The sequence below is a fragment of the Stutzerimonas stutzeri genome, from assembly GCF_024448715.1.
Lineage (GTDB): Bacteria > Pseudomonadota > Gammaproteobacteria > Pseudomonadales > Pseudomonadaceae > Stutzerimonas > Stutzerimonas stutzeri_AR.
On record NZ_JAMOHZ010000001.1, the window covers coordinates 66,846 to 92,373 of the forward strand.

20 protein-coding genes are annotated in these 25,528 nt (G+C 61.8%); 10 read left to right on the forward strand and 10 right to left on the reverse strand.

Going from position 1 to position 25,528, the window contains the following annotated elements; translation table 11 throughout:
- Nucleotides 1-101: 101 nt before the first annotated feature.
- Nucleotides 102-1,265, reverse strand: a complete 1,164-nt coding sequence (locus NAV33_RS00300) for an isovaleryl-CoA dehydrogenase (protein ID WP_255975729.1) — start codon at nucleotides 1,263-1,265, stop codon at nucleotides 102-104.
- A 234-nt stretch (nucleotides 1,266-1,499) separates the two neighbouring features.
- Between NAV33_RS00300 and NAV33_RS00305 the strand changes: the two genes are divergently transcribed.
- Together NAV33_RS00305 and NAV33_RS00310 are read left to right on the forward strand one after the other, a co-directional pair.
- Complete coding sequence (locus NAV33_RS00305; RefSeq protein WP_255975731.1) at nucleotides 1,500-3,176, forward strand: AMP-binding protein; 1,677 nt, start codon at nucleotides 1,500-1,502, stop codon at nucleotides 3,174-3,176.
- A gap of 59 nt (nucleotides 3,177-3,235) precedes the next feature.
- The gene (locus NAV33_RS00310) at nucleotides 3,236-3,820 is read left to right on the forward strand and encodes a peroxidase-related enzyme (RefSeq protein ID WP_255975733.1); all 585 of its coding nucleotides are present in this window, start codon (nucleotides 3,236-3,238) and stop codon (nucleotides 3,818-3,820) included.
- 254 nt (nucleotides 3,821-4,074) lie between these two features.
- Here the strand turns inward: NAV33_RS00310 and NAV33_RS00315 are convergent, their stop codons facing one another.
- Nucleotides 4,075-4,851, reverse strand: coding sequence for an enoyl-CoA hydratase (locus NAV33_RS00315; protein ID WP_255975735.1), 777 nt, complete (start codon nucleotides 4,849-4,851; stop codon nucleotides 4,075-4,077).
- 179 nt (nucleotides 4,852-5,030) lie between these two features.
- Here NAV33_RS00315 and NAV33_RS00320 point away from each other — a divergent pair, with 179 nt between their 5' ends.
- The 5 genes from NAV33_RS00320 (at nucleotide 5,031) to NAV33_RS00340 (ending at nucleotide 10,301) form a co-directional block, all read left to right on the forward strand.
- A complete protein-coding gene (locus tag NAV33_RS00320; protein WP_255975737.1) occupies nucleotides 5,031-5,921 on the forward strand; it encodes a LysR family transcriptional regulator in 891 nt (296 codons plus the stop codon).
- The gene (locus NAV33_RS00325; protein WP_255975739.1) at nucleotides 5,918-6,940 is read left to right on the forward strand and encodes an AraC family transcriptional regulator; all 1,023 of its coding nucleotides are present in this window, start codon (nucleotides 5,918-5,920) and stop codon (nucleotides 6,938-6,940) included. Before NAV33_RS00320 ends, NAV33_RS00325 begins: the two co-directional genes overlap by 4 nt.
- 248 nt (nucleotides 6,941-7,188) lie before the next feature.
- On the forward strand, nucleotides 7,189-7,956 hold the full coding sequence (locus NAV33_RS00330; RefSeq protein WP_255975740.1) for an SDR family NAD(P)-dependent oxidoreductase: 768 nt from the start codon (nucleotides 7,189-7,191) through the stop codon (nucleotides 7,954-7,956).
- A gap of 14 nt (nucleotides 7,957-7,970) precedes the next feature.
- Nucleotides 7,971-9,158, forward strand: coding sequence for an acetyl-CoA C-acyltransferase (locus tag NAV33_RS00335; protein ID WP_255975742.1), 1,188 nt, complete (start codon nucleotides 7,971-7,973; stop codon nucleotides 9,156-9,158).
- 9 nt (nucleotides 9,159-9,167) lie between these two features.
- Nucleotides 9,168-10,301, forward strand: coding sequence for an acyl-CoA dehydrogenase (locus tag NAV33_RS00340; RefSeq protein WP_255975743.1), 1,134 nt, complete (start codon nucleotides 9,168-9,170; stop codon nucleotides 10,299-10,301).
- 354 nt (nucleotides 10,302-10,655) lie between these two features.
- Here NAV33_RS00340 and NAV33_RS00345 read toward each other — a convergent pair whose 3' ends face one another.
- The 6 genes from NAV33_RS00345 to NAV33_RS00370 form a co-directional block, all read right to left on the reverse strand.
- Entirely contained in the window at nucleotides 10,656-11,735 is a 1,080-nt protein-coding gene (locus NAV33_RS00345; protein ID WP_255975744.1) for a CaiB/BaiF CoA transferase family protein, read from the reverse strand.
- Between the two features lie 163 nt (nucleotides 11,736-11,898).
- Nucleotides 11,899-13,551, reverse strand: coding sequence for a long-chain fatty acid--CoA ligase (locus tag NAV33_RS00350; protein WP_423836619.1), 1,653 nt, complete (start codon nucleotides 13,549-13,551; stop codon nucleotides 11,899-11,901).
- 234 nt (nucleotides 13,552-13,785) lie between these two features.
- Nucleotides 13,786-14,937 carry an acyl-CoA dehydrogenase family protein gene (locus tag NAV33_RS00355; protein ID WP_255975746.1) on the reverse strand — a complete coding sequence of 384 codons (1,152 nt, stop codon included), beginning with the start codon at nucleotides 14,935-14,937 and terminating at the stop codon, nucleotides 13,786-13,788.
- 9 nt (nucleotides 14,938-14,946) lie between these two features.
- A complete protein-coding gene (locus tag NAV33_RS00360) occupies nucleotides 14,947-16,002 on the reverse strand; it encodes an enoyl-CoA hydratase/isomerase family protein (RefSeq protein ID WP_255975748.1) in 1,056 nt (351 codons plus the stop codon).
- Nucleotides 15,999-16,895 carry a 3-hydroxyisobutyrate dehydrogenase gene (gene mmsB / locus NAV33_RS00365; RefSeq protein ID WP_255975750.1) on the reverse strand — a complete coding sequence of 299 codons (897 nt, stop codon included), beginning with the start codon at nucleotides 16,893-16,895 and terminating at the stop codon, nucleotides 15,999-16,001. The genes NAV33_RS00360 and mmsB overlap by 4 nt, the downstream gene beginning before the upstream one ends.
- A gap of 81 nt (nucleotides 16,896-16,976) precedes the next feature.
- Entirely contained in the window at nucleotides 16,977-18,488 is a 1,512-nt protein-coding gene (locus tag NAV33_RS00370; protein ID WP_255975752.1) for a CoA-acylating methylmalonate-semialdehyde dehydrogenase, read from the reverse strand.
- A 316-nt stretch (nucleotides 18,489-18,804) separates the two neighbouring features.
- Between NAV33_RS00370 and NAV33_RS00375 the strand changes: the two genes are divergently transcribed.
- A complete protein-coding gene (locus NAV33_RS00375) occupies nucleotides 18,805-19,569 on the forward strand; it encodes an SDR family NAD(P)-dependent oxidoreductase (protein ID WP_255975754.1) in 765 nt (254 codons plus the stop codon).
- A gap of 291 nt (nucleotides 19,570-19,860) precedes the next feature.
- Here NAV33_RS00375 and NAV33_RS00380 read toward each other — a convergent pair whose 3' ends face one another.
- Complete coding sequence (locus tag NAV33_RS00380; protein ID WP_255975756.1) at nucleotides 19,861-20,133, reverse strand: HU family DNA-binding protein; 273 nt, start codon at nucleotides 20,131-20,133, stop codon at nucleotides 19,861-19,863.
- Nucleotides 20,134-20,441: 308 nt separating this feature from the next.
- On the opposite strand from NAV33_RS00380, the gene NAV33_RS00385 reads away from it, so the two are divergent.
- Nucleotides 20,442-20,918, forward strand: coding sequence for a GreA/GreB family elongation factor (locus NAV33_RS00385; RefSeq protein WP_255975759.1), 477 nt, complete (start codon nucleotides 20,442-20,444; stop codon nucleotides 20,916-20,918).
- Nucleotides 20,919-21,006: 88 nt separating this feature from the next.
- Here NAV33_RS00385 and putA read toward each other — a convergent pair whose 3' ends face one another.
- Nucleotides 21,007-24,948, reverse strand: coding sequence for a trifunctional transcriptional regulator/proline dehydrogenase/L-glutamate gamma-semialdehyde dehydrogenase (gene putA / locus NAV33_RS00390; RefSeq protein WP_255975761.1), 3,942 nt, complete (start codon nucleotides 24,946-24,948; stop codon nucleotides 21,007-21,009).
- Nucleotides 24,949-25,317: 369 nt separating this feature from the next.
- On the opposite strand from putA, the gene NAV33_RS00395 reads away from it, so the two are divergent.
- On the forward strand, nucleotides 25,318-25,518 hold the full coding sequence (locus tag NAV33_RS00395; protein ID WP_255975763.1) for a hypothetical protein: 201 nt from the start codon (nucleotides 25,318-25,320) through the stop codon (nucleotides 25,516-25,518).
- The last annotated feature ends 10 nt before the right edge of the window (nucleotides 25,519-25,528 follow it).

Below are 25,528 nucleotides of genomic sequence, written 5' to 3' on the forward strand. Positions count from 1 at the left end.
GGATGCGCTCGGTCCCGTAGGGTGGGCTTTAGCCCACCGTTTTCGGACGGAGGTGGGCTGAAGCCCACCCTACCGCGCCTCATCTCAACGCCTGCTTCGCCTTATTTACTTTCGTTAAACAACTCGCGGCCAATCAGCATGCGGCGGATCTCGCTGGTGCCGGCGCCGATCTCGTAGAGCTTGGCGTCGCGCAGCAACCGGCCGGTCGGGAATTCATTGATGTAGCCGTTGCCGCCGAGAATTTGGATCGCCTGGAGTGCCATCTGCGTGGCCGCTTCGGCGGTGTAGAGGATGACGCCGGCGGCGTCCTTGCGGGTGGTTTCGCCGCGGTCGCACGCCTGCGCCACGGTGTAAAGATAGGCACGGCTGGCGTTGAGCTGGGTGTACATGTCGGCGACCTTGCCCTGGATGAACTGGAACTCGCCGATGCTCTGGCCGAACTGCTTGCGGTCGTGGATGTAGGGCACCACCACGTCGAGGCAGGCCTGCATGATCCCGACCGGGCCGCCGGCGAGCACCACGCGCTCATAGTCCAGGCCGCTCATCAGCACCTTGACGCCGCCGTTCTCGACACCCAGCACGTTCTCTTCCGGCACCTCGACGTCATCGAAGAACAGCTCGCAGGTGTTGGAGCCGCGCATGCCGAGCTTGTCGAACTTGTTGCCGCGCGAGAAACCTTTCCAGTCGCGCTCGACGATGAAGGCGGTGATGCCGTGCGCGCCTTTGTCCAGATCGGTCTTGGCGTAGATCACGTAGGTGTTGGCGTCCGGGCCGTTGGTAATCCAGGTCTTGCTGCCGTTCAGCACGAAGTGGTCGCCCTTGCGATCGGCGCGCAGCTTCATCGAAACCACATCGGAGCCGGCGTTCGGCTCGCTCATCGCCAGCGCGCCGATGTGTTCGCCGGAAACCAACTTGGGCAGGTATTTCGCCTTCTGCTCCGGCGTGCCGTTGCGGTTGATCTGGTTGACGCAGAGGTTGGAGTGCGCGCCATAGGACAGCCCCACCGAGGCCGAACCACGGCTGATTTCCTCGAGCGCGATGACGTGTGCCAGGTAGCCCATGCCGGCGCCGCCATATTCCTCGTCTATGGTGATACCGAGCAGGCCCAAGTCGCCGAACTTGCGCCACATGTCGCTGGGGAACAGGTTGTCGCGGTCGATGGACTCGGCGCGGGGCGCCAGTTCACCGGCAACGAAGCTGCGTACCTGATCGCGCAGCATGTCGACGGTTTCGCCGAGAGCAAAGTTGAGGCCGGAGTAGTTCATGTGCCACCTGTCTTGTAATTGTTCTGATTCGACTACTGGACGCCGGAAAACGTTGATTCCAATTGCGGTCCAGCCTGTTGTTTGTCGCGTTCCAGCACCGGCTTTAGGCGTCGGGGCGCGATGGGTTGTTGCGTTGTTACCTTTACGTTAACGTAATCATGCCCGGAATGGCTGTCAACTCCAGCACGACGGGCGCCAAAGCCTCATAAAAAACATAAGACTGAGGAATTCGACATGAGTCTTCCGAGCTACACCTGCGGACCGCAGACTAAACCCTTGTTGGCCATGACCATCGGCGCAGCGTTCGACCGGGCAGTCGAGCGTTTCCCCGACCGTGAGGCCCTGGTCGTGCGCCATCAGAATCTGCGCTACACCTGGGCGCAGCTGGCCGAGGAAGTGGACCGCTGCGCACGGGGCTTGTTGGCGCTCGGCCTCAAACCTGGCGAGCGGGTGGGCATCTGGTCGCCGAACAATGCGCAATGGTGTATCGCGCAGTTCGCGACCGCCAAGGCTGGCGTGGTGCTGGTGAACATCAACCCTGCCTATCGCCTGAACGAACTCGAATACGCGCTCAAGCAGTCTGGCTGCCGCTGGCTGATCTGCGCCGATGCCTTCAAGACTTCCGACTATCACGCGATGCTTCATGAGTTGCTGCCGGAGCTGGAACGCTCGGCCGTGGGAACCCTGCAAAGCCACTTGCTGCCGGAGCTTCGCGGCGTGATCAGCCTGTGCGACAAACCGGTGGATGGCATGCTGCTGTGGAAAGGCCTGATGGACATAGCCGAGCGAGTCGGCCCCGAACAGCTTCGCCAGTGCGGCGAGCAACTGCAGTTCGATGACCCCATCAACATTCAGTACACCTCGGGCACCACGGGCTTCCCCAAGGGCGCCACCCTCAGTCACTACAACATCCTCAACAACGGCTACATGGTCGGCGAAAGCCTGAAGCTCACCGAGCACGACCGGCTGGTGATCCCGGTGCCGCTGTATCACTGCTTCGGCATGGTCATGGGCAACCTCGGCTGCGTGACCCACGGCACCACGATGATTTACCCGAGCGCCGCCTTCGAACCACTCGCCGCGCTGCAGGCCGCCGCCGAAGAAAAAGCCACGGGCATGTACGGCGTGCCGACGATGTTCATCGCCATGCTCGACCATCCGGAGCGCCAATCGCTGGATCTGAGCAACCTGCGCACGGGCATCATGGCTGGTTCCACTTGCCCGATTGAAGTGATGAAGCGGGTGATCGACGACATGCACCTGGCCGAGATGCAGATCGCCTACGGCATGACCGAAACAAGCCCGGTCTCCACCCAGACCGGCCCGGATGATGATCTGGATCGTCGCGTAACCAGCGTCGGCCGCACCCAGCCGCACCTGGAGAGCAAGGTGGTCGACGAGCACAACCGCATCGTCCCGCGCGGGCAGATTGGTGAACTCTGTACCCGTGGCTACAGCGTGATGCTGGGCTACTGGAACAACCCCGAAGCGACGGCTGGCGCCATTGATGGCGCGCGCTGGATGCACACCGGCGACCTGGCGATCATGGACGACGAGGGCTATCTCAAGATCGTCGGACGCAACAAGGACATGATCATTCGTGGCGGCGAAAACGTGTATCCGCGCGAGGTCGAGGAGTTTCTGTTCACCCATCCCGGGGTGGCAGATGTGCAGGTGATTGGGGTGCCGGACAAGACTTACGGCGAGGAAATCGTCGCCTGGGTCAAGCTGCATCCGGGGCATGAGGTCAGCGCCGATGACCTGTGTGACTTCTGCAAGGGGCGGATCGCGCACTTCAAGGCACCGCGGCATATCAAGTTCGTCGATGACTTCCCCATGACCATCAGCGGCAAGGTGCAGAAATTCCGTATGCGGGAAGTGAGCATCGCTGACCTCGGCCTCGGTGAATGAAGAACGGCATCGGGCCGGTTCGAACCGGTACCGCACTTTTGAGCGATACGGAGTCCGCAATGACACAGCCCATCAGTCGTTTCCCCTTGATAGACGATCTCGCTTCGCTGCCTGATGACATACGCGAACGCATTCTGGCGGTACAGGAAAAAGCAGGTTTCGTGCCCAACGTGTTCCTGATGTTGGCTCATCGGCCCGATGAGTTTCGGGCGTTTTTCAGCTACCACGATGCGCTCATGGAACGAGAGTCCGACAGCCTGACCAAGGCCGAGAAGGAGATGATCGTCGTGGCGGTCAGCGCCGATCACGGTTGTTTGTACTGCGTCGTCGCCCATGGTGCGATTCTGCGAATCCTCGCAAAGGACCCGCTGATCGCCGATCAGATCGCGGTCAACTATCGCACTGCGCCGATCAGCGAACGTCAGCGGGTCATGCTTGATTTCGCCTTGCATTTGTCTGCCCAGCGCGGCGTGCTGGATGACGCAGGGCAGGCGCGGCTGGAGGCAGTCGGCTTCTCGCTTGGCGACATCTGGGACATCGGCGCGATTGCCGCGCTGTTCGGTCTTTCCAATCGTCTGGTGTCGATGGCGCGGACGCCGCCGAACGACGAGTTCTATTTGCTGGGCCGCCTGCCCAAGGCCTAGCGTGCCGCCTGGCTGCAAAAGCAAGGAAGTCGCACACCAAGGAAGCCAATGTGCTCACGCGCCACCTCGGCAGCTTGAGCGCATGGCGACACCTGGCTTTACCTGCATTCTGGTGGGTGGCAATGCGTTGTAGACCAATAATCAAGATGAGCGTACTGGCAGGTTCGTTATGACTACGACTCTGCGACTACGGTATTCCAAGGTAGAGACGATGAATGCGATGAGCTATGTCCGACCGCCTCGCCGGAACATCCTCAGGCGTTCTGCCATTTAGCGTTGCGTTTCTCCAGAAAGGCATTAACGCCTTCCTTCTGGTCCAGGGTATCGAACAGCTCGACGAACAGGTCGCGCTCGCCAGCCCAGCCTTCTGCATGGCTACCGCTGCGGGCATTCATCACCAAGCGCTTGCAACGGCTGACGGAAGAGGGGCTTTGTGCATTGACGCCTTCGGCTAGCTTAAGCGCAGCTTCCAGAGATTGGCCGCGCGGCACCACTTCCTCGACAAGGCCGATCTTCTCGGCGCGCTGTGCATTGACGCGCTCGCCGCAGAGGATCATCCGCTTGGCCCAGCCTTCGCCCACCAGCCATGGCAGGTTCTGGGTGCCGCCTGCACAGGGCAGCAGGCCGACGCTGGCTTCCGGCAGCGCCATTTGCGCCTGCTCTTCGGCGATACGGATATCACACGCCAGCGCACATTCCAGGCCGCCACCCATGGCGTAGCCGTTAATAGCAGCAATGGACACACCGCGGAAATGGCTCAGCGCATCAAAGGCGCGGCCGAAAAACTCAGCAACTTCGCGGGCCGCAACCTTGTCGCCATCGGCGAACTGCTTGAGATCGGCGCCAGCTGAGAAAAACTTCTCGCCCTGACCGGTAATGACCAGCGCGTAAACGTCCGGATTGTCGTTGAGCTGGTCGATCATCTGTTCCAGTGCTCCCAGGGATTCGCGGTCCCAGGTATTGGCCGGCGGATTGGCGATGGTCAGCAGAGCGGTATGGCCACGCATTTCGAGCTGGATCTTCTGGCTCATGTCGATTCCTTCTTCTTGTTGAACTGATTGCGAATGTAGTGAGGCGAAACAGGGCTCGATGAACGAGCCTAGCAGCGTAAAAATAGTAAACCCATGGTGCGAAATGCAGAGGTATTCTGTGTTTTTGCACAGCGATCCGCGGGCGGGCGTACTGAAGCTCAACGGATCTGGAGTTTGCAGTGGATTGGGATAACCTGCGTTTTTTTCTCGAACTGTCCCGTGCGGGCAAGCTGACCGTTGCGGCGCGGCGTCTGGGCGTCGATCACACGACTGTTGCACGACGCGTCCAGGCGTTGGAAAAGACGCTGGATCGCCAGTTGTTCATCCGCGCCAAAGCGGGCTATCGCCTGTCCGAGGCGGGGCGTGAACTGCTCGCCCAGGCCGAGGCCATGGAAAGCGCGATTACCTCCATCGAGCAGCCGAGCCTCACCGCTGACAAACTTTCAGGCCAGGTGCGTATCGGCGCCACCGAAGGCTACGGCACGGTAATGCTGGCCGGTCAGTTGGCCAGCCTGACGCGAGACTATCCGCATTTGGGTGTGGACTTGCTCGCGGTGCCGCGTTCGGTGCGGCTGGCGCGTCACGAAGCGGATATCGTCGTCACCCTGGAGCGCCCCGAGCGCGGTCCCTATGTGATCACCAAGCTGACCGACTACGTACTGCGGCTCTATGCTTCGGAAGCCTACTTGGCGGCGCATTCACCGATTCGCAGCCGCGAAGATCTGAGCGGCCATGTATTTGTCAGCTATATCGAGGACCTGCTCTATAGCAAGGAGCTGAACTTTCTCGATGAAATCATGCGGCCGCGCCAGCACTCGCTACGCAGCACAAGCATTCTTGCGCAACAGGAAGCCGTCGCGGCGGGCGCCGGGCTGGCGATATTACCGGCGTTCGCGGCGCGCAAGGAGCCCTTGCTCAGAGAAGTGCTGGTAGACGAAATCGAATTCACCCGCACCTTCTGGATGCTGATGCCGGTGGAAAACAAGGATTTGGCGCGCATGCGCGTGTGCTGGGATTTTCTGCGTGATGTGGCTGCCACCAGCCACGACGTGATGATGGGGCGCGTATGACTCGCGAGGGCAAGGGCACCATTTCCGTGCGATTGGTGGAGGAGGCATTGCTGGCCATGACCTCGCCCTCGCTGCCACCCGAGCAACTGCTGCGCCAGCTTGGGCTGACCGCTCTCGATCTCGCCGAGACCGAGGCGCGTATCGATGTGGCCGAATACAGCAAGCTCTGGCGTCGACTGGCTCGGCGCTTCGATGACGAATTCTTCGGTATGGATGCACGGCGGATGCGCGCGGGCAGCTTCGCCTTCGTCTCTCGAGCGGCCCTGGCACAGCCGACGCTGGACAGCGCGATGCGGCTGGCACTGGATTTCTTCGGGCTGACTTTTGAGCATTTCCGCGGCGAGCTGCACCGTAGCGAGAGCCTGGCCGAGGTCGTTTTGCTGGAACGCACGGATGCACGGCCGCTTCGGGCTTTCACTTATTTCACGTTCTGGATGTTGGTGCATGGCCTGGCGTGCTGGTTGATCGGCCGGCGCATCCCTCTAATGGCTATGGAGCTGCGCTGCGACGAACCAGCCTATACCTATGACTACCGGGTAATGTTCTCCGATAACCTGCGCTTCGCCCGGCCCAGCACGCGGATTATCTTCGCTGCCGAGGTGCTCGACCTGCCGGTACGGCGTAGCGAGCAGGAGCTACACGACTTTCTGGCTCATGCGCCAGCCAACATCCTGGTCAGATATCGCGACACCACCAGCCTTGCCAGCCGCATCAAGGCGCAGCTGCGCCAGTTACCACCGGAACAATGGCCGACCAGCGAACAGCTCGCGCAGACACTATGCGTCTCGCCCTCGACGCTGCGTCGGCGCCTGGCCGAAGCCGGGCAGCCATACCAGGCGATCAAGGATCAGGTGCGCCAGGAGATGGCCACGCTGTGGCTCGCAGACGCTGCGATCACTTACGCCGAAATCGCCGAGCGTCTCGGTTTTGCCGATGTCAGCTCGTTCTACAAGGCGTTCCGCAAGTGGACCGGGACCAATCCGGGTCAGTACCGCGGATTGATTCTCGGCGGAAACTAGGGGCGCTCCATTGCGGTGGGCTGAAGCCCACCCTACAGCTCGCTCCTACATGCTCAGCCAATCTACTGGCGACGCCTTTTTGAGAACGGTTCGCGAGCAAGCTCTTACGATCCACAGATTGGCCAAAACAGTCAGTCCGATTGCGTGCAACGACCATTGTTCAGTCTGATCGGTCTGATGAAGATGAGCCCAGCGGGAACCGCCGGCGCGTGCCTGCTGTGTCCCTAAAATCTTCGCGAGGTCATGCTGTGGATATTCAAGACAAGGTTTTCCTGATCACTGGAGGCGCTTCCGGCCTGGGTGCGGCGGCTGCCGAAACGCTGGTCGCAGCCGGCGCCAAAGTGGTATTGGCAGACATCAATGCCGAGCTGTTGAACGATCGCAGCGAAGCGTTGGGCGCGAGCGCCCACGGTGTAGTCACCAACGTGTGTGACGAGGTCGCGGCGCAGGCGGCGGTGAATGCGGCGGTCGAGCGTTTCGGTGGCTTGCACGGGCTGGTCAATTGCGCCGGCGTTGCCAGCGGCGAGAAGGTTCTCGGCCGTCAGGGGCCGCATGGGCTGGACAGTTTCAGCCGGGTCATCGGCCTCAACTTGATCGGTAGCTTCAACATGTTGCGCCTGGCTGCCGAGGCGATGTCGCGCGGGGAGCCGGATGTGCATGGCAATCGTGGCGTCATCATCAATACGGCATCCATCGCGGCTTACGATGGGCAGATCGGTCAGGCCGCTTACGCGGCGTCCAAGGGCGGCGTGGTCGCCATGACATTGCCGGTTGCGCGCGAACTGGCGCGTCACGGTATCCGCGTGATGACTATCGCCCCAGGCGTGTTCGAGACGCCGATGATGGCCGGTATGCCGCAAGAAGTGCGCGACTCGCTGGCCGCCGGCGTGCCATTCCCGCCGCGTCTGGGGCGAGCGAATGAGTACGCGGCGTTGGTGCGCCACATTATCGAAAACGACATGCTCAACGGCGAAGTAATCCGCCTCGACGGCGCGCTGCGCATGGCCGCGAAATAATCGGGAGACACATGATGAACAACGATCCAATCGTGATCCTGGGCAGTGCCCGTACACCCATGGGCGGCTTTCAGGGCGATCTTAAAAGCGTCAGCGCGCCGGAGCTTGGCGCGGCTGCGATTCGCGCGGCAGTCGAACGCAGCGGCATTGCCGCCGAACAAGTGCAGGAGGTGCTGATGGGCTGCGTGCTCCCGGCCGGTCTTGGGCAGGCCCCGGCACGTCAGGCGGCGCTAGGCGCCGGGTTGGGCAAGGCGACCGCGTCCACCACACTGAACAAGATGTGCGGCTCGGGCATGCAGGCCGCCATCCTTGCGCACGATGCGCTGCGCGCGGGCAGTGTCGATCTGGTCGTTGCGGGCGGCATGGAGAGCATGTCCAACGCGCCTTATCTGCTGGAAAAAGCGCGCGGTGGCTATCGCATGGGCCACGGCAAGGTGCTCGACCACATGTTTCTCGATGGCCTTGAGGACGCGTACGACAAGGGTCGGCTGATGGGCACATTCGCCGAAGACTGCGCACAAAATCATGGATTCAGCCGCGAGGAACAGGACGCCTTCGCGCTGACGTCTTTGCAACGTGCTCGTGATGCCATTACCAGCGGCCGCTTCGCCAGCGAGATCGTCCCGCTTGAAGTCACTCAGGGGCGCGAACAGCGCACCATCCGCGACGACGAACAGCCACCCAAGGCGATGCCGGAGAAGATCCCGTCGCTCAAGCCAGCGTTCCGTGAAGGCGGCACCGTGACCGCGGCCAATTCCAGTTCGATTTCCGACGGCGCCGCCGCATTGGTACTGACCCGTCGCTCCGAAGCCGAGCGCCGGGGCTTGAAGCCTCAGGCGGTGATCCATGGTCACGCGGTGTTCGCCGATGCGCCTAACCTGTTCCCGACCGCGCCCATCGGCGCCATTCACAAGCTGCTGGAGCGCACTGGCTGGCGCCTCGACGAGGTGGATCTGTTCGAGATCAACGAGGCCTTTGCGGTGGTCAGCATGGTCACCATGCGCGAGCTTGGGCTCGATCACGCCAAGGTCAACGTCAACGGTGGCGCCTGCGCATTGGGCCATCCGATCGGTGCGTCCGGAGCGCGGATCCTGGTCACCTTGATCGCCGCACTGCGTGATCGCGGCTTGCGCAAAGGCATCGCGGCGATCTGCATCGGCGGTGGCGAGGCGACCGCCATGGCCGTCGAACTGCTCGACTGAGGATCTGCCATGCTGCTCAATGAAGACCAAACCAGCATTCGCGACATGGCCCGGCAGTTCGCCCAGGAGCGGCTGAAACCCTTCGCCGCCGACTGGGACCGTGAACATCGTTACCCGGCCGAGGCGATTGGCGAAATGGCCGAGCTCGGTTTCTTCGGCATGCTCTGCCCAGAACAGTGGGGCGGCAGTGACACCGGCTATATCGCCTATGCGCTGGCGCTGGAAGAGATCGCGGCCGGTGACGGTGCCTGCTCGACCATCATGAGCGTGCACAACTCGGTGGGTTGCGTGCCGATCCTGCGTTTCGGCAATGAGGAGCAAAAGCAACGCTACCTGACGCCTCTTGCCAGCGGCGCGCAGATCGCCGCCTTCGCCCTGACCGAACCGCACGCGGGCTCCGATGCCAGTAGCTTGCGCACCCGCGCCCGGCGTGACGGCGATGGGTACGTGATCAATGGCGCCAAGCAATTCATCACCTCGGGCCAGCACGCCGGCACGGTGATCGTCTTTGCCGTGACCGATCCGGACGCCGGCAAGCGCGGCATCAGCGCCTTTATCGTGCCCACCGACACGCCCGGCTATCAGGTGGTGCGCGTCGAGGACAAGCTCGGGCAGCATGCCTCGGATACTTGCCAACTGGCGTTCGAGGACATGCGGGTGCACGAGTCCCAACGCCTGGGTGAGGAGGGCGAGGGCTACCGCATCGCTTTGGCGAATCTGGAAGGCGGGCGCATCGGCATCGCGGCGCAGTCAGTCGGCATGGCCCGCGCGGCTTTCGAAGCGGCCCGCGATTACGCGCGTGAGCGTGAGGCGTTCGGCAAAGCGTTAACCGAACATCAAGCCGTTGCCTTCCGCCTAGCCGACATGGCAACCCAGATCGCCGTCGCTCGGCAGATGGTGTTGCACGCCGCCGCACTGCGCGAGGCCGGTCAGCCTGCACTCGTTGAAGCATCCATGGCCAAGCTGTTCGCCTCGGAAATGGCCGAGAAGGTCTGCTCGGCGGCGATCCAGACGCTGGGTGGATATGGCTATCTCAAGGATTTTCCGGTGGAACGCATCTACCGCGACGTGCGGGTCTGCCAGATTTATGAAGGCACGAGCGACATCCAGCGGTTAGTGATTGCGCGCAATTTGGGGGAGTGAGCCCGAGAAGCGGTTCGGGCGTCGTGAGGGCCATCAGGCCGTTCCGCTCCTAGTAGGGCGGGCCGGAAGGCGCTCCGCTTTAGCTCACTAATATGCGCGTCATGGGGTCCTGGTGGGCTGAAGCCCACCCTACGGGCTTGTGTCGGCATGCCGGCGTCCGGGCTGCTCCGGGTCTCGCGTAGGGTGGGCTTTAGCCCACCGCAACGGGTGATACTGCCGTCTTTGGTGGGCTGAAGCAGAGCGCCGCCCGGCCCACCCTACAGTTTCTGCGTGGGTGCGGGGCGCCATGGATGATCCGCGTCGCTTAGGTAGGGTGGGCTTTAGCCCACCGCAATCGAGTGATTCTGGTGCTCATCAATCCCAGCCTGTCGCATCCTCTTCCGAATCCCTAATTGCGCCCGGCGTTCGCGAAAAACGCGGCGCCGGTGCGGCGTGCAGAGCGCCGTCGATGTCGCGATAGACGCCGCGCTGTTGCATGTGCGGGTGCTGCGCAGCTTCTTCCAGCGTGAGCACCGGCGCGAAGCAGGCGTCGCTGCCTTCGAGCAGGGCGCACCAGTCGGCCTGGGTTTTGCTGGCAAACAGCGTGGCGAGCTGTTCGCTTTGTTCCTGCCAGTCGGCGCGATCGGCGCAACCTTGGCGCAGGCTTGCCGGAGCATCGATTCGTTGCATCAATTCCTGAAGAAACTGCGGTTCCAGTGGCCCGATGGAGATGTCGCGGCCGTCGGCGCAGGTGTAGCAGCGGTAATGCGGGGCGGCACCGGACAGCAGATTACGGTCGCGCTCAAGGGAAATTGCGCCGCTGGGCAAGAGTCCTGCAAAGAAACTCATCATCGATGACACACCATCAACGATTGCCGCATCGACCACCTGTCCTTTGCCCGAACGTTCCCGCTCCCATAGCGCAGCCATGATGCCGAACGCGAGGTACAGCGAGCCGCCGCCGAAATCACCGACCAGGTTGAGCGGCGGAATGGCCGGGCCTTCGCGTCCACCAATTGCCGCAAGTGCACCGGTAAGCGCCAGATAGTTGATGTCGTGTCCGGCGCTTTTAGCTAGCGGCCCGGTTTGGCCCCAGCCGGTCATGCGGCCATAGACCAGCCTTGGATTGCGCGCATGAACCTGCTCCGGCCCGAGACCCAGGCGCTCCATCACACCGGGGCGAAAGCCTTCGATCAATACGTCGGCGTTTTCCGCCAGCGCCAGGCAACGCTCGCGTCCGGCATCGCTGCGGATGTCCAGCGTCAACCGCTTGCGACCGCGATCGACGACCGGATTCGGCCAGCCATTGCCGCCCTCACGTTCGATGCGCAGCACCTCGGCGCCAAGATCGGCCAGCAGCATCGCGCAATGCGGACCGGGGCCGATGCTGGCGAATTCCAGCACGCGCAGGCCAACCAGCGGGCCTCGGCGGGGTTGGGCATTTTCAGATGGCATGAATAGCTCCTAAGCGTAGCGGCCGAGGCGCTTATGTCGCGCGTTGAGCCGGAACCGTCGGCGGCCTGTAAGCAACAGAGATGGGGCGGGCCGCGCAAGCGCAACCCAAGGGATTGCAGCCAGCTTGGCCCCGCAACCTGTCCATCCTGCGGTCAGTGGCTGACTACATACTCGCCGCACTCGCTTCACTCGCCGGCATGTCGACGAGGTGCGAGCGGTAGCGATCGCGCAGAGTTTTCTTGTCGATCTTGCCGGTGGCGGTGAGCGGCACGGCGGCGATGATTACCGCGTCGGGCATCCACCATTTGACGATCTGTGGTTCGAGGTAGGCGAGCACCGCCTCGGCGCAGATATCGGCGTCATCGTGCGGTTCGATGATGAGGACTGGGCGTTCTTCCCATTTCTCATGCGTTACGCCGACGACCGCAGCGATGCGTACGCCGGGGCAACCCACGGCGATGTTTTCGATATCGATGGAGCTGATCCATTCGCCGCCGGACTTGATCACGTCCTTGCTGCGGTCGGTGATGCGCATGTAGCCGTTGGGGTCGAGGGTGGCGATGTCGCCGGTGTCGAACCAGCCGTTCTCGTCCAGCGCGGTGGTTTCGCTGCGGAAGTAACGCTCGACCGTCCAGGGGCCGCGCACCAGCAGTGCGCCGGAGCTGATTCCGTCGTGTGGCAACTCGTTGCCCGCTTCGTCGACGATCTTCAACTCGATGCCAAACTGCAGGCGGCCCTGGCGGGTCCAGATGGCCTCGTTGGTGGCGGCTTCGCCCAGGGCGGCGAGCTTGGGCGTCGGGGTGGCGACCACACCAAGCGGGCTGGTTTCGGTCATGCCCCAGAGCTGGCGGACGCTGACGCCGTATTGCGTCTCGAATTTCTCGGCCAGGGCCCTGGGTACGGCCGAGCCGGCAATTACCAGGCATTTGAGCTCACCAGTGGACTCGCCAGTGCGCTCCAGATAATTGAGGTACATGTTCCAGATGGTTGGTACGCCGCCGGAAAAGGTGACGCCTTCGGCCTGGATCAGCTCCTGCAAACTGGCGCCGTCCATCTTGTCGCAGGGCAGGACGAACTTGCAGCCGTTGATGGCGGCGGTGAAGGGCACGCCCCAGGCAGTGGCGTGGTAGAGCGAGGAGCAAGGCATGATGCAGTCGAACGCGGAGAAGCCGAAGGCGCCAGTGAGGCCCGCGGCCATGGCATGCAGCACGACGGAGCGGTGGCTATACACCACGCCCTTCGGGTTGCCGGTGGTGCCGGAGGTGTAGCAGAGCATGGCGCCCGCATTCTCGTCGAATTGCGGCCAGTCGGTGATCGGTTGCTCCTTGGCGAGCAGCGTTTCGTAGCTGAGCGCACCCACTTCACCCGGCTCGGTGCGCTCGGCGTCGGAGAGCATGATGAAGGTGTGGATGTGTTCCAGCCGGGGCCGCACACGCTCGACCACGGCGAGAAAACTGCGGTCGAACAGCAGAACACCGCTGCCGGCGTGGTTCAGCGTATAAATGATTTGCTCGTCGGATAGACGCGGATTGGCAGTATGCAAGACGGCGCCGATACCGGGCACAGCGAAGAACAGCTCGAAATGACGATGGGTGTTCCAGGCCATTGATGACACCAGGTCGCCAGATTTGACGCCAAGGCTTTGCAGCATCGCGGCGGCCTGGCCGGCACGCCTCGCCAGACCTGTGTAGTCGTAGCGCCATTGAGGCTCGTCGACCAGTCGCGAAACGATTTCCCGGTCACCATGGGCCGCGGCCGCGTGGGTCAGGATGCCGCTGATCATCAGCGGGGTCTGCTGCATCGTACCTTTGAGCATGTTCGTATCCTTTTTATTGTTGTCTTGATGTCGGTCCGCGGTGGCCGGCATCTGCCGCTCGGAATACTGTTTGTTGTGGCCGTCTGCGTGCGCCGGCCTTTGATCGCCAGCAAGCTGGCTCCTACAGGTCTCGTTGACTCGCCACGCGTTTGTAGGAGCCAGCTTGCTGGCGATCCTCTACCGCACTGACTTTATGTTTAGTCTTGGGAATCCGACTCGCTTCACGAGATTCAATTACAACCCATAGCTATTCAACTCGCGCGCGATCAGCAAGCGCTGGATCTCACTGGAGCCTTCGTAAATCTGGGTGATTCGCGCGTCGCGGTAGTAGCGTTCGACCGGATAGTCCTCCAGATAGCCGTAGCCACCGTGGATCTGCATGGCTTTGGAACAGACGTACTCGGCCACTTCCGAGGCGAACAACTTGGCCTGGGACGCTTCCGACAGGCACGGCAGGTTGGCGCTGCGCAGGCGCGCCGCATGCAGAATCAGCAGGCGCGCCGCGTTGAGCCGGGTATGCATGTCTGCGAGCATATTCGCCACGCTCTGGTGCTCGATGATCGGCTTGTCGAACTGGATGCGTTCACGGGCATAACCCAACGCCGCTTCGAACGCCGCGCGAGCGATTCCGAGCGCCTGTGCGCCGATGCCGATACGGCCGCCTTCGAGATTCGACAGCGCAATCGCCAAGCCTTTGCCGCGCGGGCCAAGCAGGTTGGCTTCGGGGATGCGGCAGTCGCGAAGGGTCACGCCGCATGTGTCTGAGGCGCGGATGCCCATCTTGCTTTCCAGGCGGTCGACGACGAAGCCGGGGTTATCGGTGGGTACGAGAAACGCCGACAGGCCCTTCTTGCCCAGCTCCGGATCGGTGACCGCGAAAACGATGGCGATCTTGGCGCGCTTGCCGTTGCTGACGAACTGCTTGGCGCCGTTAATCACCCATTCGCCGTTTTCCAGCACGGCGCGGGTGCGCAGGTTGTGCGCTTCGGAGCCGGCCTGGGGTTCGGTGAGGGCGAAGCAGCCGATGGCACGGCCAGCGGCGAGATCCGGCAGCCATTCGTCCTGTTGTTCCGGTGTGCCGTATTTCAGGATGGGGCCGCAGCCGACCGAGCTGTGAATGCTCATCAGCGCGCCGATAGCGCCGTCACCCGCCGATATTTCCTCGACGGCCAGCGCGTAGGCGACGTAATCGATATAGGTGCCGCCCCATTGCTCGGGGACGATCATGCCGAGAAGGCCGAGGTCGCCCAGCTGGGTTACCGTCTCGTCGCCGATCCAGCCGGCCTGTTCCCAGGCCTGAGCTTTGGGGGCAATCTCGGCGCGGGCGAAGTCGCGCGCCATGTCACGGATCATCCGCTGTTCTTCGCTCAGTTCGATGTCTTGCATTGATCCTCCTCAGGCACCCGCGAAGAAATCAGCAACACGTTGCGGTGTTACTTCATTGAGCGTAGGCGGGCTCCAGCGCGGACTCTTGTCCTTGTCGACGATCAGTGCGCGCACGCCTTCGATGATGTCCCCTTTGTCGAACCACTGCCGGTCCAGATGCAGCTCCATGCGAAAGCACTCGGCCAGGGAAAGCTTCCGGCCGCGACGCAGCATTTCCAGGGTGACGCTGACGGACAGCGGCGAGCGGCTTTCGATCAGCTTCAGCGTTTCGGCGGCCCAGTCGCGGTACTCGGCGCGGGTTTCGCCAGCCAGCGATTCGCGGATGGCAGCGATGCTGTCGTGGCTGAAATGCTTTTCGATGGCTGGGAAAAGCATCTTGAACGGCGCATCGGGCAACTCGGTGCTTCCCATGGAAGCGAGCAGGGCGGTCAGTTCTGCACGAGGTGCCGTGCTCCAGTCCCGCTCATCGAGGCGCTGTTCCAGTTCTGCAAAGCGCTCATGCGGCACGCAATAATCGGCAAGCCCCGCGTAGAGCGCATCGGCCGATCCAACGTGATTGCCGGTCACGCCCATATAGATGCCGAGGTTGCCGGGCAGGCGCGGCAGGAAGTAGCTGCCGCCGACATCGGGGAAATATCCGATACCGACTTCCGGCATGCCCATTCGCGTGCGCTCGGAGATCACTCGCAGCGAAGCGCCCTGGACCAGGCCCATACCGCCCCCAAGTACGAAGCCATTCATCAATGCCAGCAGCGGTTTGCTGTAGGCGTGGATGTATTGGTCGAGGGCGTACTCTTCCTCGAAAAACTCACGGTGCAGATTTTCGCCGTTCTGGTAACTGTCATACAGCGAGCGGATATCGCCACCGGCACAGAATGCTTTTTCACCGGCGCCGCGCAGGACCACGGCGACTACGTCCTGGTCGTCGGCCCAATCCTGCAGCTGGCGATGAAGGGTGCGCACCATGGGCAGCGTCAGGGCATTCAGGCCGGCTGGACGATTGAGTGTGAGATAGCCGACGCGGTTGCGAATTTCGATCAGTACCGGCGCCTCTGCCTGGGTCATGTTCGATCCTCTTGGCGGTAGAGTTTGATGATCGCGGAGAAGTCCAGCGCACCGTTGCCCTGCATGCTGAAAGCTTGGTACAGCTGCTGCGCGAGACCACCGAGGATAACCGGCTGGCGCACCTGCTTGGCCGCTTCACTGGCAAGACCAAGATCCTTGAGCATCAAATCGGTGCCGAAGCCGCCGCTGTAGTCGCGCGAGGCCGGGCTGTTTTCCACCACACCGGGAAACGGGTTGTAGATCTCGGAACTCCAGCAGCGTCCGCTGGAGGAATTGATCACGCCAGCCAGCACCTTGGCATCCATTCCCAGCGCGACGCCCAGAGACATGGCTTCCGCGGCGCCGATCATGGAGATGCCGAGCAACAGGTTATTGGCAACCTTGGCCACCTGGCCGTTGCCGCTGCCGCCGCAGTGGACGATGTTCTTGCCCATTACTGCGAGGATCGGCTGAGCCTTTTGAAAGTCCGTTTCGCTACCTCCGACCATGAAGGTTAGGGTTCCGGCTGCCGCGCCGACAGTGCCGCCGGAAACCGGCGCGTCGAGCATGGGATTGCCATTATTGGCTGCCGCTGCGGCAACTTCACGCGCACTCATCGGATCGATAGTAGAGGAGTCGATCAGCAATACGCCGGCCGGTACGTGGGCCAATAGTCCATCGTCGCCAAGATAGACCTGACGCACATGCGCGGCCGCGGGCAACATGGTGATGATGCTCTCGACACCCGACTTTGCTATCGCAGCGGGCGAGGTCGCTTCCTTCGCGCCGGCTTCCACCAGCCCGGAAACCGCGGCGGCGGATAGATCGAAAACGCTGACCTGATGGCCGGCCTTGAGCAGGTTATGGGCCATGGGCCCGCCCATGTTGCCAAGTCCGAGAAAACCGATATACATGGCCGTTTCCTTCTTCTTGTTAGTGGCGACTGGTTGTGGGTGGCGAAAAGGCGGCGCCGCTGATGCGCGGCGCCGATTGCGTTACTTGAGGTTGATGGTGGTGTTCACCGGCCCGCCAACTTCGTTCTCGTCGAACCAGCGTTGAATGACGGTTTTGGTCTGAGTGTAGAACTGCACCACCTGCTTGCCATACGGGCCGAGGTCGCCGAGCTTCGAGGCACGCGAGCCGGTAAAGGAGAACATTGGCACCGGCACCGGAATCGGTACGTTGATGCCGACCTGACCAACGTCGATCTCTTCCTGGAAATGCCGGGCTGCGGCGCCGGAACGGGTGAAGAGGGCGGTGCCGTTGCCGTTGGGGTTGGCATTGATCAGTTCGATGGCCTCGTCGAGGGTGTCGACCTGCATCACGCAGAGCACCGGGCCGAAGATTTCCTCGCGGTAGATGCTCATATCAGGCTTCACTCCGGAGAAGATGGTCGGCGCAACGAAGTTGCCTTTGTCGTAACCGGCGATCTGTGGATTGCGCCCATCGAGTACCAACTCGGCACCTTCCGAAACGCCGCGCTCGATCAACGAGCTGATGCGATCCAGCGCTGCGCAAGAGACAACCGGACCGAGATCGGTGTCGTTTTCGGCACCCGCGTTGACTTTCAGCGTCTTGGCCTTGGCCACCAGATCCGGCAACCAGTTCTGCGCCTCGCCGACCAGAATCAGCACCGACAATGCCATGCAACGTTGACCCGCCGCGCCGAACGCTGCGCCAAGCAGGTTGTTGAGCGTCTGCTCCTTGTGCGCGTCGGGCATGATGATGCCGTGGTTCTTGGCGCCCATCATGCATTGCACACGCTTGCCGGCCTGGCTGGCGCGGTTGTAGACGTGGGTGCCGACCTTGGTCGAACCAACGAAGGAAACGGCCTTGATGTCTGGGTGATCGCAGATCATGTTCACCGCATCGGCGCCACCATGAATGACGTTGAGCACGCCCGGCGGCACGCCGGCTTCCATCGCCAGCTCGGCCAGACGCATGGTCACCATCGGGTCTTGCTCGGATGGCTTGAGCACGAAGGTGTTCCCAGTGGCGATGGCCATCGGGAACATCCACAGCGGAATCATCGCCGGGAAGTTGAACGGGGTGATGCCGGCACAAACGCCCAGCGGTTGCAGCAGCGTATAGGTGTCGACGCCAGTGGCGACGTTGTTGGCCAACTCGCCCAGCTGCAGGTTTCCGATGCCGGCGGCATGCTCGACCACTTCCAGGCCGCGGAACACATCGCCCTCGGCGTCGGGCAGGGTCTTACCCTGTTCGGCGGTGAGGATTGCGGCCAGCTCCTTCATGTTTTCCCGGATCAGCTGCCGATACTTGAGGAAGATCCGCGAGCGCGTGCCGATCGGCGTCTTGCGCCACGTCTTGAAAGCTTCCTTGGCGCTGGCAACGGCGGCGTTCATCTCCGCTTCGGTGGCGAAGGGCACCCGCGCCAGCACTTCCTGAGTAGCCGGATTGACGATGTCACGCCATTCGGTGGTAGAGGACTCGACCAGCTCACCGCCGATCAGGAGTTTGACTGTTGGGATGGCAATTGGCTGGGTCATGACGGGTCCTGTTAGTTGTTCTTATCGAGTAAATAATTGATCAAGCTGCCCTGATCCTAGAATGCAAATTTGTCTATATCAATGCGGGTCGCCGCATAGCAACTCTGCAGAAATACACTGATGGCCTGCGGTTTAAAGTGTTGCCGAAACGAAAACCCCAATGGTTCAAGGGGTTGCCCATCCACGACGTTTGCCACCGCCTCGGTTACCGCACAGGTCGGAAAACTGCTCGAAATTTTCAGGCTGCCGAAGGACTATAGACAGCCGATACCCATCGCGGTGCTTCTACGAGCATCGCCAATCGAAGAGGAAAAGCATGAACAGCAAGGTCGTTTTCATCACCGGTGCAACTTCTGGGTTCGGGCGCGCAACTGCTCGTCGTTTTGCCGAGGCGGGCTGGTCTCTGGTACTCACCGGGCGCCGTTCCGAGCGCTTGGATGCGTTGAAAGAGGAGCTTGGCGTCAAGGTGCCGGTGCATGTCGCCACGCTCGACGTGCGCAAGGCCGAAGCGGTGAGTGAGGTGGTCGCGCAGCTGCCCGAAGGCTTCCGCGCTGTGACCTGTCTGGTCAACAACGCCGGCCTGGCACTGGCCCCGGAGCCGGCGCAGAAGACCGATCTGAACGATTGGCACACCATGATCGATACCAATATCACCGGCCTGGTCAATGTCACCCACGCACTGCTGCCCACGCTGATCGAGACCGGCAAAGGCGCCAGCATCGTCAACATCGGCTCGGTCGCCGGTCAGTGGCCATACCCAGGCAGCCACGTCTATGGCGCCAGCAAGGCCTTCGTGCAGCAGTTCAGCTACAACTTGCGTTGCGATCTGATTGCTACGGGCGTGCGGGTCACCGATATCGCTCCGGGCATGGCCGAGACCGAGTTCACCCTGGTTCGTACCAAGGGCAATCAGGCCGCGTCTGACGCGCTCTACAGCACCACCACACCGTTGAGCGCCGAAGATATCGCCGAGCAAATTTTCTATGTCGCTACGCTGCCGGCGCATATCAACATCAACCGGCTGGAAATCATGCCGTCGCGTCAGGCGTGGTCGGGTTTTGCCATCGATCGGGATAAGTGATTCAGCTGCCTGGACAGAGTCGGCGGTGGGCTGAAGCCCACCCTACTTGTCTTGGGGCACAGCGCAAGCCTCCCGCAACGGCAGGCAATGAGATTCAGTTTTGTAGGGTGGCACAGCGGCAGCCTCCATAACGGCGCAGGCATTGGGATTCAGGGCGGCAGTTAACGGAATCAAAGGCAACAGTGCTCAGGAGGAGCGATTTTGCGAGGGGTAGACAAAGAAGGGAGGAGCGAGGCGTCTTGAACAGGCGCTGCGTCCGGCTGGACGTCAGCGGCCCGGTATACGAGGTGCTTAGTTCACTGCGTCTTTCAGTGACTTGCCTGGCTTGAAGCCTGGCAGCTTGGCCGCGGAGATTTTGATAGTCGCCCCTGTCTGCGGGTTGCGACCGTCGCGAGCGGCGCGCTCTTTAACGGCGAAAGTGCCGAAGCCGACCAGCGTTACGCTGTCACCGTTCTGCAGTGTGTTGGTGACGCTTTCGGTGAAAGCATCCAGTACGCGAATAGCGGTGCTTTTTGGGACATCGGCGGAGGTGGCGATCGCTTCAATCAACTCGGCTTTATTCACGGGGGTGGCTCCAGGTTGGAATAGGGAGGTCAGTATAAGCAGCGTCTTGCTTCATCGCCTGCGGCAAATTTCCGGTTTCTTTAAAAAATATTGCCTCGAAGGCGCATATTGGCAGTCGATTCGACTGATCCGGACGCTTCAGCTCTGGACAGCCCGTTCCAGCCCTCAGTTCATTGATCAGCCGACCACTGGCCAGGATGCCGCCCACCGGCACGGCAAAGATGTCGGGCGCAGCGCGGCGAAACGTCGTGGCTCTCGGTTCGCGCCGATGCGATGCTAGAGGTCATGACTGCTTTATTCGAGCCCGCATGAACAAGACCCGCATCCAAACGCTGATCATCGAAAAGCTACAAGCCGACCTCGTCATCGCCAAAGACGCCCTCAAAGCTTCTCACGAGGCAGCGACCCACGCTGAGAGCAAGGCGGAGAATAAATACGACACCCGCGGTCTGGAAGCTGCCTACCTGGCCGACGGTCAACGCCGCCGCGTGCATGAGATCGAGACTGCGCTGACCAGCTACCGCAATTTGCCAGTGCGCGCGCAGCTCGATGAGACGATCAAACTTGGTGCGCTGGTCTCGCTGGAGCAGGCAGGTGTATCCCGCTGGGTGTTCCTCGGCCCGGACGCCGCCGGGTTGCGAGTGATGGATAAAGGCGTGAATGTGCTGGTCATATCGCCACGCTCACCGCTGGGCCAGGCGTTGCTAGGTCGTTGCGACGGGGATGAGGTTGAAGTACTGGTGGACGGGCGCCGCCAACGATACGAGGTGGTAGCGGTTTTGTAGCGAGCCGAACTGCTGTCCGGCGTCGCGTTGCGTCCACAGTCAGCGACTCAATCGGCCACCGCGACCTGCACGTTAAGCACGCCGCGATTCAACCGATGGTCATCAAACTGGCGTTGCCGCCGGCCGCGGCGGTGTTAATGCTCAGGGCACGCTCGATCAGCAGGCGTTCCAGCGGTATGTCCGTCTCGCCTTTGGCCAGGCCTTCTATGCCAACAATAGGCCCGCTGCGGCGCGACAGTTGCTGGCTGACCTCGCGCAACTGATCGGCGTCGCCATGGTGTAGCACCCCATCGAAACGTACCTCGTCGCGGGTCCAGTCCGTGACAAGGGTGATCCGAGCTCGCACCTCTTGCGGCAGCTTGTCGAGCAGTTCCTTGCCGAGCGGCGTTTCCGTGATCACCGCTTCGCTGCCGACAGCTAGTACCGCGGCAAGCTGGGCTAACAGGTCATGTTCGTCTTCGGCCAGGCACAGTACGTATTCGCGAGGCAGAAGGCTATAACTGTTGCGCTCGCCAGTAGGACCATTGAGCAGCCGTGTACTACCGCTTTGAGATTGTTCGGCGTAGCGGTCGCACAGCGCCGATATTTCGGTCCGACCATTTTTCTGCGCCCATTCTCTGAACAGCTTGGCGGCTTTGGTTTGTTCAGCCGGCCTGCGCATCTCGGGCGGTGTCTGCGTGCCGCCGAAATCCAGCGCTCGCAGTAGTGCGTCATGCGGTCGTGCCGAGAGCAGGCGATACAGGTACAACGGGCCGCCGGCCTTGGGTCCCGTGCCGGAGAGGCCTTCACCACCGAAGGGCTGCACGCCGACCACCGCGCCGACGATGTTGCGGTTGACGTAAAGATTGCCGACCTTGGCTCGGTCGATGACCTTAGCGATGGTTTCGTCGATACGGGTGTGCACGCCCAGGGTCAGCCCGTAACCGGCCGCATTGATCTGATCGAGCAACTGATCCAGTTCGGCGCGGCGATAGCGCAACACGTGCAGCACCGGGCCGAAGATTTCCTGCTGCAGCTCGTCGAGGTGCCCCAGCTCGATCAGCGTCGGCATCACATAGGTGCCGCGAGCGATTTCCTCCTCATCGACCCGCGCCATCTGATGCACCCGACGACCCTTGTCGCGCATGGCCTGTAGATGCCGCTCTATGTTGTCGCGCGCCTCGGCATCGATCACCGGCCCGACATCCACCGACAGCCGTTGCGGATTGCCCATGCGCGCCTCGGCCATGGCGCCCTTGAGCATGTCGATGACCCGCTCGGCGACGTCTTCTTGCACGCACAGTACCCGTAGCGCCGAGCAACGCTGACCGGCGCTGTCGAAGGCCGAGTTCATCACATCCATCACCACCTGCTCGGCCAAGGCAGAGGAGTCGACGATCATCGCGTTCTGCCCGCCAGTTTCGGCAATCAGCGGAATGCTCCTGCCACGCGTATCCAGGCGCCCGGAGATGCTGCGCTGCAGAATCGAGGCGACTGCGGTGGAGCCGGTAAACATCACACCGCGCACGCGCTCATCCGCCACTAGGCGCGCGCCTACGGTTTCGCCCCGTCCCGGCAATAGCTGCAATGCGCCAGCCGGCACGCCGGCTTCATGCAGAATCTGCACGCCCAGCGCGGCAATCAGAGGGGTCTGTTCGGCTGGCTTGGCCAGCACCGTATTGCCGGCGCCCAGCGCGGCGCACACTTGGCCGGTGAAGATTGCTAACGGGAAATTCCACGGGCTGATGCACACCACCGGGCCGAGCGGGCGATGCGTGTCGTTGTCGAAATTGCTGCGCACTTCGGCACCGTAGAAACGCAAGAAGTCCACCGCCTCCCGGACTTCGGCGATGGCGTTGATGAAAGATTTTCCGGCCTCGCGCACCAGCACGCCCATCAACTGCTGAATACGCTGTTCCATTAGATCGGCGGCTCTTTCCAGCGCCAATGCACGTTCTTGCGGCGGCGTTGCCTGCCAGATCGGCGCGGCTTCCACGGCGCAGCGCAGGGCGTTGTCGACATCCCCTTCATTGGCTTCCTGCACCTGGCCCACCACGTCGTGGTGATCGGCTGGGTTTAGTAACGGTTCGGTCTGCATCGTCGATGCGCTGTCGCAGCCGAGCAGCGGCTTTGCGCTGTTGACCTGATGCGCGCTGGCGAGCAGTGCGGAGGACAGCGAGGCCAGACGGTGCTCGTTGGACAGATCGATGCCGCAGGAATTGAGCCGGACGTCGCCGTAGAGGTGGCGCGGCAGCGGAATACGTGGATGTGGCAAACCGAGCGAGCCTTCTTCGGCCAGCATCTTTTCCACAGTAACCACCGGGTCGGCCACCAGTTCCTCGAGGGAAATGCTTTTGTCGGCGATGCGGTTGACGAAAGACGTATTGGCTCCGTTTTCCAGCAGGCGACGCACCAGATAGGCCAGCAGGGTTTCGTGGCTGCCCACGGGTGCATAGATGCGGCAGGGCCGGTTGAGGCGATCCTGGCCGACGACCTGCTCGTAAAGTGGCTCACCCATGCCATGAAGGCACTGAAACTCGTACTGGCCGGGATAATAGTTCTGCCCGGCGAGGTGATAAACCGCCGCCAGCGTGTGTGCGTTGTGGGTGGCGAACTGCGGATAGATCGCTTCAGGCGCGGCGAGCAGCTTGCGCGCGCAGGCGATGAAAGAGACATCGGTGTAGGCCTTGCGGGTAAAGACCGGATAGCCCTCCAGCCCATTGATCTGCGCCAGCTTGATCTCGCTGTCCCAATAAGCACCTTTCACCAGGCGAATCATCAGGCGGTGGCGGCTGCGTTTGGCGAGGTCGATCAGAAAATCCACCACATAGGGGCAGCGCTTCTGGTAGGCCTGGATGACGAAGCCGATGCCGTTCCAGCCGTTCAGCGATGGATCGAGGCAGAGCCGTTCGAGCAATTCCAGCGACAGTTCCAGGCGGTCTGCTTCCTCGGCGTCGATGTTGATCCCGATGTCGTAGCGCTTGGCCAACTGGGTCAGGGAAAGCAGGGTCGGGTAGAGCTCGTCCATCACCCGTTCGTACTGCGCACGGCTGTAGCGTGGATGCAGCGCCGATAGCTTGATCGAGATGCCCGGCCCCTCGTAGATGCCGCGACCGCGCGACGCCATGCCGATCGAGTGAATCGCTTGCTCGTACGAGGCCAAATAGCGTCGCGCATCGCCTGCGGTCAGTGCCGCTTCGCCGAGCATGTCGTACGAATAGCGGAAGCCCTTGGCTTCCATGGTTTGCGCATTGGCCAGTGCTTCGCTGATGGTTTCGCCGGTGACGAACTGCTCGCCCATCAGCCGCATGGCCATGTCCACACCTTTGCGGAGCAGTGGCTCGCCACCCTTGCCGATCAGTCGATTGAGCGACGACGAGAGGTTCTGTTCATTGTGCGTAGCCACCAGCCGGCCGGTCAGCATCAGGCCCCAGGTCGCCGCGTTGACGAACACCGACTGGCTGTTGCCCAGGTGCGGCTGCCAATTGCCAGTGCTGATCTTGTCGCGGATCAGCGCATCACGGGTGCCCTTGTCCGGTACGCGCAACAGCGCTTCGGCCAGACACATCAATGCCACGCCTTCTTGGGATGACAACGAGAATTCCTGCAGCAGGCCTTGCACCAATCCTTGGCGCCCGCCCGCACTTTTCTGGTTGCGCAGCTTCTCGGCGATGCGCAGCGCCAGCTTGTGGGTACCGTCGGCCTTTTCCGGCGAAAGCCTAGCCTGTTCCAGCAACACCGGCAGCGCCTCCGGTTCGGGGCGGCGATAGGCTGCGGTGATGGCGGCGCGGAGTACGGACTGCGGCAGGATGCTCTCGGCAAATTCAAGGAATGGCTGATTACGCGACTCGATGGCTACCGCCAGGTCGTCCTCGGCGGGCTCGATGGTTGAAGCGCTGACAGGTTCGGTGCCGCTTTCGAGCTGTTCCAGGTAGTTCAGCGTCGCCTGCTTGATCAGCCACTGCGGCGTGCGATCGATCCGTCGAGCAACTGCCTCGATTCGATTACAGGTTGCCTCATCGAGCCTGATGCCGAGCGTGGTGGCCTTCATGTTGCCTGTCCTCTGTCGTGCGATGCATCGCGGGTGAACCAGCAGCAAAGTCGCCCCAAGACCAGTCGCCTCTGAACGCAGCGCCGGTCATCTCATGTCGAACTGCCTAAAATGAGCGTAGACCCTCGACCAAGTGCCGGAGAGCCACCCGGCACCGAAGCGACCCGCTGCAATTCAGACAGAGCGACATGCATATGGAGATGGTAGTACTGCTGAAGACTCGTCAGCAGGACGCTCTGTTCCCATGAACTGAGATGCAGAGAAAGGAATGAAGATCGAACGACCTCATCGACCGGCGATATCCAAGGGTTGTCAATGATCTGTGCGGTTAGTTAGCTCACCGATGCTTGCGGTCCTGTCGGCGATGCATTGCGGAGCCAGCTCCAACAAAACCTCACGCAGTTGTCCGGCGGTCACCCAGGTAGCGCTGAATACGAGCAGCTCTGCGAGCAGTTCAGCGAGGCAGAGCGCGTCAACCTGACGCTGGCAATCGCCACCATCAATGCCTGGAATCGCTTCGGTGCGGCTTCGATATGCAACCGGCGTGACGACTGCCGCATTCGCGTTTGATGCGGTAAGG